At 52.6% G+C, this 12,846-nt stretch carries 10 protein-coding genes and 1 riboswitch; of the genes, 5 read left to right on the plus strand and 5 right to left on the minus strand.

Annotated elements, in window-relative coordinates; translation table 11 throughout:
- Window positions 1–13 precede the first annotated feature (13 nt).
- Complete coding sequence (locus ACZRJQ_RS02705) at window positions 14–277, minus strand: DUF4404 family protein (protein WP_463976857.1); 264 nt, start codon at window positions 275–277, stop codon at window positions 14–16.
- 261 nt (window positions 278–538) lie between these two features.
- Here ACZRJQ_RS02705 and ACZRJQ_RS02710 point away from each other — a divergent pair, with 261 nt between their 5' ends.
- The 3 genes from ACZRJQ_RS02710 to rssC all read left to right on the plus strand — a co-directional run bounded on the left by ACZRJQ_RS02710 (window position 539) and on the right by rssC (window position 3,233).
- On the plus strand, window positions 539–1,228 hold the full coding sequence (locus ACZRJQ_RS02710; protein ID WP_463976858.1) for an MlaA family lipoprotein: 690 nt from the start codon (window positions 539–541) through the stop codon (window positions 1,226–1,228).
- A gap of 341 nt (window positions 1,229–1,569) precedes the next feature.
- Complete coding sequence (rssB, locus tag ACZRJQ_RS02715) at window positions 1,570–2,754, plus strand: two-component system response regulator RssB (protein WP_463976859.1); 1,185 nt, start codon at window positions 1,570–1,572, stop codon at window positions 2,752–2,754.
- Window positions 2,751–3,233 carry an anti-sigma factor antagonist RssC gene (gene rssC, locus ACZRJQ_RS02720; RefSeq protein WP_463976860.1) on the plus strand — a complete coding sequence of 161 codons (483 nt, stop codon included), beginning with the start codon at window positions 2,751–2,753 and terminating at the stop codon, window positions 3,231–3,233. Before rssB ends, rssC begins: the two co-directional genes overlap by 4 nt.
- 61 nt (window positions 3,234–3,294) lie before the next feature.
- On the opposite strand, the gene dusA is transcribed toward rssC, so the two are convergent.
- Window positions 3,295–4,305, minus strand: a complete 1,011-nt coding sequence (gene dusA / locus ACZRJQ_RS02725) for a tRNA dihydrouridine(20/20a) synthase DusA (RefSeq protein ID WP_463976861.1) — start codon at window positions 4,303–4,305, stop codon at window positions 3,295–3,297.
- Window positions 4,306–4,682: 377 nt separating this feature from the next.
- Window positions 4,683–4,844 (minus strand): DUF2986 domain-containing protein, encoded by a 162-nt coding sequence (locus tag ACZRJQ_RS02730; RefSeq protein ID WP_463976862.1) that lies wholly within the window; start codon window positions 4,842–4,844, stop codon window positions 4,683–4,685.
- A 146-nt stretch (window positions 4,845–4,990) separates the two neighbouring features.
- Here ACZRJQ_RS02730 and ACZRJQ_RS02735 point away from each other — a divergent pair, with 146 nt between their 5' ends.
- Window positions 4,991–5,473: an N-acetyltransferase family protein gene (locus ACZRJQ_RS02735; RefSeq protein ID WP_463976863.1), complete on the plus strand. Its 483-nt coding sequence runs from the start codon at window positions 4,991–4,993 to the stop codon at window positions 5,471–5,473.
- Here ACZRJQ_RS02735 and mntP read toward each other — a convergent pair.
- A complete protein-coding gene (mntP, locus tag ACZRJQ_RS02740) occupies window positions 5,462–6,028 on the minus strand; it encodes a manganese efflux pump MntP (protein ID WP_463976864.1) in 567 nt (188 codons plus the stop codon). The two genes, ACZRJQ_RS02735 and mntP, sit on opposite strands and share 12 nt — an antisense overlap.
- Window positions 6,029–6,032: 4 nt before the next feature.
- Window positions 6,033–6,201: riboswitch (yybP-ykoY riboswitch) on the minus strand.
- Between the two features lie 261 nt (window positions 6,202–6,462).
- Here mntP and ACZRJQ_RS02745 point away from each other — a divergent pair.
- The gene (locus ACZRJQ_RS02745) at window positions 6,463–11,952 is read left to right on the plus strand and encodes an NEL-type E3 ubiquitin ligase domain-containing protein (protein ID WP_463976989.1); all 5,490 of its coding nucleotides are present in this window, start codon (window positions 6,463–6,465) and stop codon (window positions 11,950–11,952) included.
- Between the two features lie 122 nt (window positions 11,953–12,074).
- Here the strand turns inward: ACZRJQ_RS02745 and ACZRJQ_RS02750 are convergent, their stop codons facing one another.
- Window positions 12,075–12,788, minus strand: a complete 714-nt coding sequence (locus tag ACZRJQ_RS02750) for a murein L,D-transpeptidase catalytic domain family protein (RefSeq protein WP_463976865.1) — start codon at window positions 12,786–12,788, stop codon at window positions 12,075–12,077.
- Window positions 12,789–12,846: the final 58 nt, after the last annotated feature.

Below are 12,846 nucleotides of genomic sequence, written 5' to 3' on the forward strand. Positions count from 1 at the left end.
CGATGCAGGAAGTTTAGATTCCGATGTTGCCCAAGGTCTGGACAATATTACGCAGGGTGCCAGCCAGAGTAGGGTGTTCCACTTCAAAGCGCTCTACGGCCAAGTTAACGTTGTCGACAAGGCTGGTGTCCTGAGTGGCGTTTTCTACTTTGATTTGAGCATCAATTTGCTCCGCAAGCTTATTGAGGTCATTTCGCTCCTCAAGTGAAAGTGGCGGGTTTTTGTCGAGTTGCTCGCGCAGGGAGTCGAGTTGTTGTTGCAGGTCGCGGGCAGGCATAGCATTCATCCTTTATTGATAGGCTCTGAAATAGACCCTTGAAGTGAACAAAAGGTCTATCAAGTGGGTCTTTAGAGTAATCCAGTCGAGCGTAATGCGCATGACCTCTATCACAGGGATAGGCGGTGTCTGAATGGATTTCAATGCTTTGTCCGCAGGATGTTTATTTCTGGGGGCTGTCTGGCTGACATTTCTCGTTATACTAACGGCCATAACCAGGGCATAGCGCCCGAGTGTAAGTGCTATCTAGGAGTTTTTGCTATGCGCTGGAACGATCGTCTAGCTCAGTTGTTTGTCTGTGCGGGTGTGGCCATGCTGCCATTGGCTGCCAATGCGGCCACTGAAGATGACCCATGGGAAGGCGTCAACCGTGTCATTTTTAAATTCAACGACACGATTGATACCTATGCCCTTAAACCAATTGCTCAGGGTTATCAGTTCATCACCCCGCAGTTTTTGGAAGATGGCATCCACAACATGTACCGCAATATCGGTGATGTGCGTAACTTGGCCAACGATGTGTTGCAAGCCAAGCCTCACGCAGCCGGTGTGGATACGGCCCGTGTTCTGATGAACACCATTATTGGCGTAGGCGGTTTCTTTGATGTGGGTACCAAAATGGGCCTGCAACGCAATGATGAAGATTTCGGTCAAACACTGGGCCGTTGGGGGCTGCCGAGCGGTCCTTACGTTGTGTTGCCACTGCTGGGCCCTAGCACTGTGCGTGATGCAGTCGCTATTTATCCGGACACCTATGCCGAACCGTACCGTTACATGAACGACATTCCGGCACGTAACATGGCAATCGGCCTGGATGTGATTGACACCCGTGCGAGCTTGCTCTCTGCCGAGAAAATGATCACTGGCGACAAATACGTATTTATCCGTAATGCGTACCTGCAAAACCGTGAATTCAAAGTCAAGGATGGACAGGTTGAAGACGACTTTTAAGTCGCTTGATTTGTCACTACTAAACGGCCCTTGTGGCCGTTTTTTGCATTCATGAGTGAGGCTTTATGGTGGTTTTTAGGCTGTTTAACCTTGGTTTTGGTAGCGGTTTGCCGGGTTCTTATAACCCGCAGGAATTTATCGTACCGAACACCCAAGGCCGCTATCGGCCTGAGCTTGAAACCCCCCTCGGATGGGAGTACCGTCTGCGCCTTACACGAGCAGCTTTGTAGGATCGAGCAAGAACGTCGATTTGAATCAAGGATGTTCAAAAGCAAATTCAGTAGTTGAGCGCTTTAAATTCGTGCTCCTACGCCAACCTAATTCTGGCGCCGTTTGTCCACATGCCAAAAACCAGTGCAACGCTGCTGATCATTGATGACGACGAAGTAGTGCGCGCCAGCTTGGCGGCCTATTTAGAAGACAGCGGCTTCAGCATCCTTCAGGCCAGTAATGGCGTGGAAGGTCTTCAGGTGTTCGAGCAAGAACGGCCAGATTTGGTGATCTGCGATTTGCGCATGCCGCAAATGGGTGGCCTGGAATTGATTCGTCAGGTTACACAGCGCTCTGCGCAAACCCCTGTCATCGTTATTTCGGGCGCAGGCGTGATGAGCGACGTGGTTGAGGCGTTACGCCTTGGTGCCGCAGATTACTTGATCAAGCCGCTTGAGGACCTTGCCGTACTGGAGCATTCAGTCCACCGGACTTTGGATCGCTCACGTTTACTGCTTGAGAACCAACGCTACCGAGACAAGCTCGAATCTACCAATCGGGAGCTCGAAGCCAGCTTGCATTTATTGCAGGAGGATCAGAATGCAGGCCGTCAGGTACAGATGAACATGCTGCCGGTCAGTCCTTGGTCAATTGACGAGTTCAACTTCGCGCACCAGATCATTCCCTCTCTGTATCTGTCCGGTGATTTTGTGGACTATTTCAGGGTCGATGAGCGGCGCGTTGCGTTCTATCTTGCCGATGTTTCCGGGCATGGCGCCTCCTCGGCGTTCGTGACTGTGCTGCTTAAATTTATGACGACCCGCCTGTTATTCGAGTCAAAGCGCAATGGCACTTTGCCCGAGTTCAAGCCCTCAGAGGTGCTAGGGCACATCAATCGCGGCCTGATCAATTGTAAGCTGGGCAAGCACGTCACTATGGTGGGCGGTGTTATTGATGAAGAAACAGGCATGTTGACCTACAGCGTTGGCGGGCACCTTCCATTGCCGGTGCTGTATACACCTGACAGCGTGAGCTATCTTGAAGGGAGAGGGCTGCCGGTCGGGCTGTTTAATGAAGCAACTTACGAAGATCATATTCTGCCGTTACCACCAGCCTTTAGCCTTACGCTGATGTCGGATGGGATTTTGGATCTTTTGACTGAGCAGACGCTCAAAGAGAAAGAAGCTGCTTTACCTCAATTGGTAAAGGCAGCAGGCGGCAGCCTGGATGGTCTGCGTCAGATTTTCGGATTAGCTACGCTCGGGGAGATGCCGGATGATATCGCCCTGTTGGTGTTGAGCAGGAATCTTAAATGAGTACCGGTAGAATTCAGTTTGCCGAGCAAGATGGCACTTTCATTTTGAAGTTTGTAGGTGAAGTGCGCCTAACCTTGTGTTCAGCACTGGATGCGACAATCGAGAGGATTTTCACGGCGCTGAACTTCTCAGCCATCGTGATCGACCTGACCGAAACCCGCAGCATTGACAGCACCACTCTCGGGTTGCTGGCGAAGCTGTCGATTTTGTCTAGACAAAAAGTGGGTTTATTGCCAACTGTCGTCACCACCCATGAAGACATCACCCGGCTTTTACAGTCGATGGGTTTCGATCAGGTGTTTAACATCATTGGCAAACCGATTCCATGCCCCGAATGCCTGACAGACCTACCTTCTCAAGACCAGTCCGAGGAAGTTGTCAGGGTGAAAGTGCTTGAGGCTCACAAAATCTTGATGGGCCTTAACGACTCTAATCGCGAAGCCTTTCATGACTTGGTGAATGCGCTTGAGCGTCATTAAAATACCGCTGTAAAAGGGGCCGTCATCATCCATGAACGGCCCCTTTTAGTTTTCGCGGTTCTTAACGTCCTTCAAGCAATTCTGCAGCTTGATCCAATAAAGCCAAGGGGTCTTTAGCTTTATGAATATCAACTGAAAGCAACTGACGGAAGCGGCGTGCGCCAGGGAAACCTTGACCCAGGCCCAAAATATGCCGTGTGATGTGATGCATGGCGCCGCCTGAAGCAATATGCGCTGCAATATAAGGGCGAAGTTGCGCCAAGGCTTGTGCGCGAGAAATCACAGGGGCAGCAGAGCCAAACAGCTGTTGATCGACTTCGGCCAGGATGTAGGGGTTATGGTAGGCCTCACGACCGAGCATCACACCATCGAACACCTGCAAATGTGCTTTGCATTGTTCCAGGGTCTTGATGCCACCATTGAGGATGATTTCCAGCTCGGGAAAATCAGCTTTCAACTGAGCTGCAACGTCATAGCGTAGAGGCGGAATATCTCGATTTTCTTTGGGAGAAAGCCCTTCCAGAATGGCAATGCGCGCATGCACTGTGAAACTCTGGCAGCCCGCATCACGCACCGTACCTACAAAATCACACAACTGCTCATAACTATCGCGCCCGTTAATACCAATACGGTGCTTGACTGTAACGGGAATGGAAACGGCATCCCGCATTGCCTTCACACAGTCTGCTACCAGTACTGGATGCGCCATAAGGCACGCGCCAATCATATTGTTCTGCACCCGATCACTTGGGCAGCCGACATTCAAATTGACTTCGTCATAGCCGGCATCTTGTGCCATTCGGGCGCAAGCCGCTAAATCTGCAGGCGTACTCCCACCTAGCTGTAACGCGAGAGGATGCTCTGTCTCATCGTGTCGTAGGAAACGCTCAGCATCACCGTTCAACAAAGCGCCAGTCGTGACCATCTCGGTGTAAAGCAACGCATGCTCGGAAAGCAAACGCAGGAAGTAGCGACAGTGGCGATCTGTCCAGTCCATCATAGGGGCAATGCTAAATTTTCTGGAGGGCTCTGAGCGTTCTATAACTGGTGTTTCAGCAGTTTTGGGGTTCATTTTTTCGGTCGATGGTGGGCGCGATTTGGACGGTATTCAGCTGTTTTAAACGATGTTCCAAGCCTCAGCTCTAAAGCTAGCAATGAAGCATGTCTTGGGAACGATCGATCCGAGAACAAAAGATGGCGAGTAGCAAGCGATTCCAATCTGTTACGGCGCAATGGGACGGAGTTTATCAGCAAAGTCCGAGCTTCGACCGCAAGTATCAGAGTAAGGCACTGCTTAACCGATGCGAAGCCGAGCGAATGGGTTTAGTCCCTAGCCGTCGAAGAGAGCAATAGGGAGTGCGATCTCAGATAGGCGGTCATGTACTGAGTCTCACGTACTATCAAGCCCAAACAGGTTTGTGAGTTCTGCGAGAGTTTGAGCTTTAAAGATCAGTTCTCAGGGGTGATGATCGGCTCAGGGCTGGTATCGGTAGCCAATTTCAAACGGTCAGCTTTACTGACGTACGTAGACTTGCGGCGCGGTGCCAATTTAGCACTGGCCTTTTTTGCATGAGCTTTTAGTAACTGCTTTATTTTTTTCTGACGGTTCATAGGTTGTACTCGGGATTTTGATTTCGCGAATGATATCAGCTTAAAGTCTTCAACCAGATCCCTAGGGCGCCCGCCAATATGCGTCTTAACAGGAAAGGGTAGTTTTTTTGCACTCAACGCAAGTGGCATTCTCGCTAAGGACAGGCATGGACATTCGATTGGCACAAACAGAAGACTGGATGCTATTAAAACAGGTTCGGCTTGCAGCGCTTTTAGACACACCGACAGCATTTGGCGTGAGTCATCACACGGCGGTTGATTACACTGACGAGCAATGGAGGGAGCGTGCCTCGCCAGAAACTAGGACGCAGTTTTGGTTAGCCATTAAGTGTGGTGAGCCTATAGGGATGGTCGGCGCCGGGGTGAGTGAAATGAACCGCTACAACCTGATAGGTATGTGGATCGAGCCCCAATCAAGGGGCTCTGGCGCAGCAGCGCGTTTGGTTGATGCGCTTAAGTCTCGCGCGTTGCAGCTGGGGCATAAGCACGTCTACCTAGATGTATCCCCGGAGAATGCAAGAGCCGCCAGCTTTTACCTAAAGCAAGGTTTTGTCTTTATGGATGAATGGGAGCCATTAATGAGTCATCCCCATATCATGGTGCAGACAATGTGTTGGTCACACTGCTGACAGATGCTCATAAAGAATTGTGGCACCGACGATCATCAAGACAACGCCGCCGATGACCTCTGCGCGCTTACCTACTACGGTGCCGAGTACACGGCCCAACATCACACCAATAGTGACCATAACGGTCGTGGCCAAGCCAATAGCTGCAGCGGCAACCAAGATGTTTACGTTCACAAACGCGAGCCCGACACCTACGGCCAGCGCATCAATACTTGTGGCAAAGGCGGTGACAGCCAGTATGAGAAAGGAATGCTGGTTGGGTTTATCTTCTTCTGCCTCTTCGGGCTTCATACCGTTATGGATCATGTGCAAACCCAGCACTAAAAGCAGCGTGAACGCAATCCAGTGATCCCATGCCTCAACGTATTGGGTGGCGACTTGGCCAATCCCCCAGCCCACAATTGGGGTGATGGTTTCAATCACCCCAAAGATCAGGCCGGTACGCAGGGCTTCGATAAAACGCGGTTTGTGCAGGCTCGCGCCCTTACCAATGGCCGCTGCGAAAGCGTCCGTCGACATGGCCAGAGCGAGGAAGATGAGGGAGATCGGGTTCACGGTTAACGTCCAGTCGGGCTATGAGTCAACGACACAGCCACGCGCCCGACTTTAGGCATGGATGCATCGTTGGTCTCGCCAACCAGAAGGTGTTCGCACCACGGCTTGCAGCCGAGAATGTTGATGCGAACGCTCTTTAACCGTGGTCAAGAGCAGGCTACTCCCCAACAAGGGCGGCCACTATAGCCACGTAAATGTGAAAAAACATTAATTTTTTTTGGATTGGCTTGATGAACTGGCGTGTTGAAGGCTGGTAGTAATGAGGGGCCAGCGGTTCGCGCAGAGTAATAAAGGTCATATCTATATACGCTTTTTCCCAGTGCAGTCGGTGTAACGTCGCTCCTTATTCACCAGCAATAAGGATATTGCCCATGATCGTTACATCAGATGAGTCACACATCACAGCACTTGCTGAATCGTCCAAACTCCAACAATTGCAGCAACAGTTTGAGACAGACCCGGGGCTGCGTGTCATTCAAAAGAATTTGCCCAATGCTTTCAGCCAGGCTTCGGCCGAAGACCTCGAGGGCTACAGGCGTGCGTTACGGGCCAGTAGACGCGCAAGGGCCGAGCTGAAACAGCGGCTCAAACCTCTTAAAGGCCTGTCCGATTTCGCCAGACCTCTGTTGCAACAAGCGTTGGACGCCCGCTTTGGGCCAGGATTAGAGCCTGACACCGACACGTTGTTTCATCCCACGACCAGGCCCAGCGGTGCTACTGGGCCTGCTACGCGGTTGACCTTGCTGGAAGCCGCTCTGCATAACTTTGAACGTGCAGAGTCTAGTAGTGGCGGGTTTCCGAACGTTGCCTCGATCAATAAAGGTGCTGCGGGGAAACACCCCAAAAGCATTCGGCCCGAAGACTTCGCTGACCTTTGCCGACACTTGAATATCGGCAGGAAATATCAGGATCACCTACACGATGTGCTGCAGCCAGCCTTACCGCCGGGAGATTCGCCGGCTGGCCCGCGACACAGTGTCCAAAAAATCATCACTGCTAACGACCAAGCAGATATGGAGCTGTATGCCCGGGCCGCGTGTTTACGCAAAGATATCAGTGCATCAGCCCTGGCGGCGGTGCTGGATGTGATTAAGCGTGGTTCTAACGCGATGTTCAATGATTTGCCGGTCGCGTTCGAATACATACAACTGTTTGGAGTCGAAATTCCGCGTGTTGTCATTATCAAACCACGAGCGACCTGGACACTCACTCAAGTTCCACTGGTGCTCTATGTTGCCCAAGACCCACGTACACCCTTTAAAGAGTTCGCCACCCGGACTGAACTTGAGGATGACCTGCGCAGTCGCTTGATGAGCAAATCCTATAAGGTATTTTTTGCCCGGCTTATGGGGGAGCGGGTCAGGGCGCAGTTTTTCAGTCAGTTAAACCGGCACTTGCTTAAGCTGGTTCCCACGGACGGTGATTGGTTCACCAAGGGCTTATGGCACCACGCGCCCGATCATAATGCCGATCTGCGTTTAGAAACCTGGCCGATAGACGAGGAACTGCTCCCAAGGTTTTATAGGCAGCAGATTGATTTGATCAAGGACAATGCGAGATTTGTGGCGGTGCCGACGGAGGACGAAGACGCCAAAAGCCGTCAGGAGCGTTTACAGGCCTGGTTCTCTATTGGCATGAATATCGCCAATGTCGCTTCGTTTTTGGTGCCAGTGCTTGGCCAGATAATGATGGTGTACGCCACGGTTGAATTAGTGGGCGAGGTGTATCACGGCCTTGAGGATATTTCTGATGGCGACTTTGAAGAAGGTTTTGATCATCTACTCAGCGCCGGAGCGAACATTGCGTTCATGGCCGCTCTTGCCACGGCTGCTCACGGCGCCATACCTCCCGAACCACCGCCCATCACCAGCAACAACTTTGTAGGGCAGGTGGTGCCTATCACGCTTGGCAATGGCCGGGTACGCCTGTGGAAGCCTGACCTTGAACCGTTTCAATCGAACATTGAAGTGCCCAGTGACGCCCGCACCGACCTCAGCGGCGTGTTTGAGCAGAATGGGAAAAAGTACCTGAGCATTGATTCGCGCCAGTACGAAGTCACGCTTAACAAGACTTTGAATAAATGGCAGATCAAACATCCTTATCCAGATGCTTCGTTTGCTCCCACGCTTGAGCACAATGGCGTAGGGGCTTTCCGTCACGCGGGGGAGTCGCCTCAAGAGTGGGCGAAGGAAAAGTTGTTCAAACGCCTTGGTCATTCGGTGTCGGGCTTGTCGGACACCGCTGCAGAACAGATATTAAGCGTCGTTGATGTTGATGAAGTGCTGTTGCGTCAGGTTCACGAACACAGCGCCATCCCGCCGGGGCAACTGCACGACACGGTCAAGCGTTTTCAGCTGGATGCGCGTCTTGAAAATACTCCCATTGAGCGATCTGGCAACACGCGCGCCGAGCTTTTCGAGCAGCAATACGCTGCCAGTGAAGTATCGGACGATCCACAAGTTCAGTTAATACAACGCCAGTTTCCTACTCTGCCAACAGCTGTTGCAGAAGACTTAGTGGCCAGCTTAACCCCAGAGGAAATGCCTGATTTTCTCGGCGCAGACCGTATTCCGATGCATATCAGCGAAGCGGCTGTATGGCAGCAACGCCAAACTCGGCTGAATCGCGCATTTGAGGGCTTTTATTTGGACTCTGTGATCAACGCTGACACCGAAACCCTCAGCCTGCGCCTGCTGGAGAAACTCCCCGGCTGGAGTGGGCATGTACGGCTTGACGTGCGCCAAGGTTCACCGCGAGGTGCGTTGCTGGACAGCATCGGCAATCCATTTGCGACTGATTTTAAAATCCTGGTCAAATCCAATGGTCGTTACCAGGCATTAGATGCCTTGGGTAATGAGCTTAATGGCATCCACAAAGTGGGGAATAACCTATGCGATTCAATCCTTCACGCCCTGCCTGATCCATCACGCAGGGCCTTGGGTTTTCCACACGTCGGGCAAGGCCCCGAACTGAACGCCGCGTTGGCAAAACTAGCCATGACGGATCGCGAGCAGGCATCGCGCCTTCTTGGCATGCGCACCACCCGGCTCAAGTTCAACCTGCCTGAGCGGATGAAACAAGGCCGATTGGGCTATTTCTTGAGCGGTAGGGGGCAATTGCCTGAGTTTGTCAGTGACGATTACTTTTTGGACCGCATCAGCTTGCTTGAACTGAACGCCGGTTTGGCACAGGACGTACTGGCGGGCTTTCGTCGCGAAGGGATGTCCAATGCAGATATCAGGGCTCGGCTCGATGTGCTTTACGATGAGCGTCGGGCACTGCGTATCAGCCTCGACCAATGGTCCCTGACATCCAGTGAACTGTTAAATCCAACGGATAACAGGATGCAAAGTTGGTCACGAATCGGTGAGGCCATTCTTCAACATTGGCAAGCTATCAATTTTCCCGGTGCGCCTTCTGGTGTGGCCTTGCGCCTGGAGGACGTGCAATTGGGTGATTTTCCCGGGCAACTTCCTGAGTTTTTTTATTCGAGGGTTGAGCGCTTGCAACTCTCTAATGTAGTTGCCCATCCTGGCGAGCCAGGTTCTTGGCTGGGAGGCACACTCCTGGAGTCAGAGGTGCTTGGGAGGTTTTTGGGCCGTTTCTCGCACATCACGGCATTGGAAGTCAGCAATCCGGTGTCATCAGAGCTGCGCTCCAGCTTCAGTTGGGGGCATAACCTGCCCCGAGAGGTTTGTACTCAACTTCCTCGTTTAAGGGAGCTGAGCCTGATCAATCAGAACGTGAGTATTAATGCCCAAACGCTGAACCGTTTTGGTCAGATGCAGTACCTCGAAACCCTTGATCTGAGTGGGAACTCAAGCATGTTGGGCCCTGTAAGGGGGCCTATTCATCTGAGTTTGAGGCGACTTGGACTTGATCGTATCGGGCTGGTTCATTGGCCAGACTGGCTCACCGAGTTGCTACCCAATCACATTGGTGAAGTGTCATTAGTCGACAATCAGATTGCTAACTTGCCGAGTGAATTGATGCGTACTGATGTTCAATCAGGGCCAACTTCGCTAATCAGGCTGCAAGGTAATCGACTGTCACGTACGGAGATGATTGAAGCGAGTCTGTATGGAGCGTCATCACATCGTGCTGTCAGGATTGATCCAGGCGCACCCGCCGAGCTTCACTCGCGCATTGATCTTTTATTGCGTGAGCAAGCTGAAATAGAAACAGTGCTCGATGAATGGGCTCACGCCTCAACCTCGCGCCAACCGTTGAGTGCTGCAGCTATCAGCGAGCGGCAAGCGCTTGGCGTGGCGTTGCTTGAGCACTGGCGCGGCAGTGTGGCAGGTCGTGCTTCACGCGCGATTCTTATTGATTCGGTCGTGCTTGCAGAGTTTCCTCAACATTTACCCGAGACGTTCTATCGCAACACCAGTGGTCTGTTCCTGCGAAATGTAGTGACCGATAACCAGCAGTTAAATGTTTTTTTGTCCAGATTTTCAGAACTCAAAAACCTGACGATGGTGGGGCATAGTTTGCCTATGACCGCGCCTCCTCAGGTGTTGGGCGAACTGGAAAATCTCAATACGCTGGCCCTGATTGATCAAGGCATGCTGATTGACCAAACCTCAATGGAGTCTCTAAGCAGCCTGAGGCAAGTCAGGAACTTGGATTTAAGCGACAACACGTTAGGTGAAATCACCTTCTCGCCAGCTCTTGACCGTCATTGGGAAACCTTGACGTTGGATAACGTAGGCATCAGTGCTTGGCCTCATTGGCTTGACTCTCTTTTGCCGGGCAGTATTGATGTGCTGTCGCTTGAAGGAAATCAACTGACGGAACTGCCCGAAGACATCGTCAGAAATCGACGTAATGAAGCCGCGCATACCGAAATCTCGCTGGGCGGTAACCCTCTGTCGCGCGACACAATGATCCGTGCCCATACCAGTGAACGTGACAATTTTCGATCCTTTGGCTTTTATATGGACTTGCCCGCCGATATTCGCGCAATGCCTCCCGAACGTGCATGGTCCTCGGGAGAGTCAGAGGGGGAGCAAGGATCGAACATTGAATATGATTCCGAATCCAGTCATCACAGCCACGGGGCTACTGGAGCCGAGTTTGCGACTCCAGCAAGCGTCGATCAGTGGCTTGAAGGGACCGCGCAGGAGCGCCTTGAGCAACAGGCCGTGTGGGGGCAGGTGGAGTCGGCCGGTGATGCATCACAGCTCTTGGCCTTGATTGGGCGTTTGCGCGAAACCGCTGACTACCTGAGAGGCCGGGCTGCATTGGGCCAACGGGTATGGCATGTGCTGGGGGCTGCTGCAAAAGATCCGCAGTTGCGCCAACTGCTCAATACGATGGCGCAAGAGGCGATTGCCAGCCGAACCTGTGGGGACGGTGTGCGCTTGGAGTTCAATCAGATGGAGGTTCAAGTATTTGCCATCGATACGCTGCGTGACATTCCAGCGCTGGAGCGGGGGCCAAACTTGTACCGTCTGATGCGCAGGTTCTTTCGTTTGGATGAAGTCGATCGTCTCGCTCGGATCAATGCCGGCGGCAGGGATCAGGCTGAAGTTCGTTTAGCGTATCGCTTGAGGTTGGCCGAGCGCCTGGATCTACCGTTGCCCCCCGCACGCATGCTTTATCGCACAGCGGCCGCGGTGACAGAGGACGAGCTGCTGAATGTTGAAGGCTTAGTGCTGGCCAGTCAGGACAGCCCTACGTTTTTGGCCAACATGGTGAGCCGGGATTCTTGGATCGCGTGGTTACACGAGGCGTACGCCTCAGAGTTTGCTGAACTCAATGCCACCTTTCAGAGCGAAAGGGCACGGGTTGAGGACGATTTTCCAGAGCTTGAAGGCGCGTATTTTGCGCGGATCGAAGCCCTTGCCGCCGAGCAAAAAAGCCGTGAGGCGCAATTGATGGAACAACTGACTTATCGGGAGGGTATGAAGTACAACGGCTGATTCGTTTTACCGGTGCTTGTGGCGCCGTAAGGCTCAAACGCCGGCACTGCTATGCAGGGCGGGCGTTTGAGCATATAAAGCCTAAGGTTGAGCGAGGGGTAACGTAAGGCCCAGTGTTCAACTCATCTGCCTTTGGTCGTAACCCTGCTGGCCACCAAACGTGGTTGGCAGTTGAGGTAGGTCGAGGATTTTAGCCAGCGTTGGTCTGGATACCAGGCAAACATGAATTGACCGTCCTTGAGTTTATCGACCACCTGACGCGCCACTTGTGGTCGCACAGCCGGGCAGCCCAGGCTGCGGCCGATGCGCCCCTGACGTTCACTCCATAGCGGATTTACATAGTCAGCAGCGTGAATAACGATGGCCCGTTCACGGGCGCGGTCATTAATACCGGGCTCCAGACCGTCCATGCGTAACGAATAACCGTGGCTGCCGTTGTAGCTTTCTTGGGTGCGGAACAAACCAAGGCTGGACTGGAAGCTGCCTTCGCTGTTTGAGAATTGAGTGGCAAAATTTTCGCCGGACTTTTGCCCGTGAGCGACTAGATCACGCAGTACCAGCTTCTTTTTCGTCAAATCGAAAATCCACAAACGGCGTGCTGTGGAGGGTTGCGAGTAATCAATAACAGCTAGGTGCTGTGCCTGTTGGGCGCCATTATTGACGGCGCACTGCATGGCGCTTAAGGCACTTTTTAATGCTTGGGGATTGAGTTCTGGAGCCGCCTGGGACAGGCTGTTGAGCAGTAAAGGGCTAGAAGCATTAGCGGCGTACGCCGGGCTGCAGATGGCGCCCAAGGCTGTAACTGCCAGACAAAGCCGGCGAAAAAAGGTCAGCATGTGATGAAAATCCCCCTGTTGATAGAGCGTCTGTAATCGCATCGGTACCGTGGCAACC

The organism is Pseudomonas sp. E315 (assembly GCF_055406205.1).

Coding starts and splice junctions, on each gene's coding strand:
- rssB (WP_463976859.1), top strand. CDS start 1,570: ATGCCAAAAACCAGTGCAACGCTGCTGATCATTGATGACGACGAAGTA.
- ACZRJQ_RS02710 (WP_463976858.1), top strand. CDS start 539: ATGCGCTGGAACGATCGTCTAGCTCAGTTGTTTGTCTGTGCGGGTGTG.
- dusA (WP_463976861.1), bottom strand. CDS start 4,305: ATGAACCCCAAAACTGCTGAAACACCAGTTATAGAACGCTCAGAGCCC.
- rssC (WP_463976860.1), top strand. CDS start 2,751: ATGAGTACCGGTAGAATTCAGTTTGCCGAGCAAGATGGCACTTTCATT.
- ACZRJQ_RS02730 (WP_463976862.1), bottom strand. CDS start 4,844: ATGAACCGTCAGAAAAAAATAAAGCAGTTACTAAAAGCTCATGCAAAA.
- ACZRJQ_RS02750 (WP_463976865.1), bottom strand. CDS start 12,788: ATGCTGACCTTTTTTCGCCGGCTTTGTCTGGCAGTTACAGCCTTGGGC.
- ACZRJQ_RS02705 (WP_463976857.1), bottom strand. CDS start 277: ATGCCTGCCCGCGACCTGCAACAACAACTCGACTCCCTGCGCGAGCAA.
- ACZRJQ_RS02735 (WP_463976863.1), top strand. CDS start 4,991: ATGGACATTCGATTGGCACAAACAGAAGACTGGATGCTATTAAAACAG.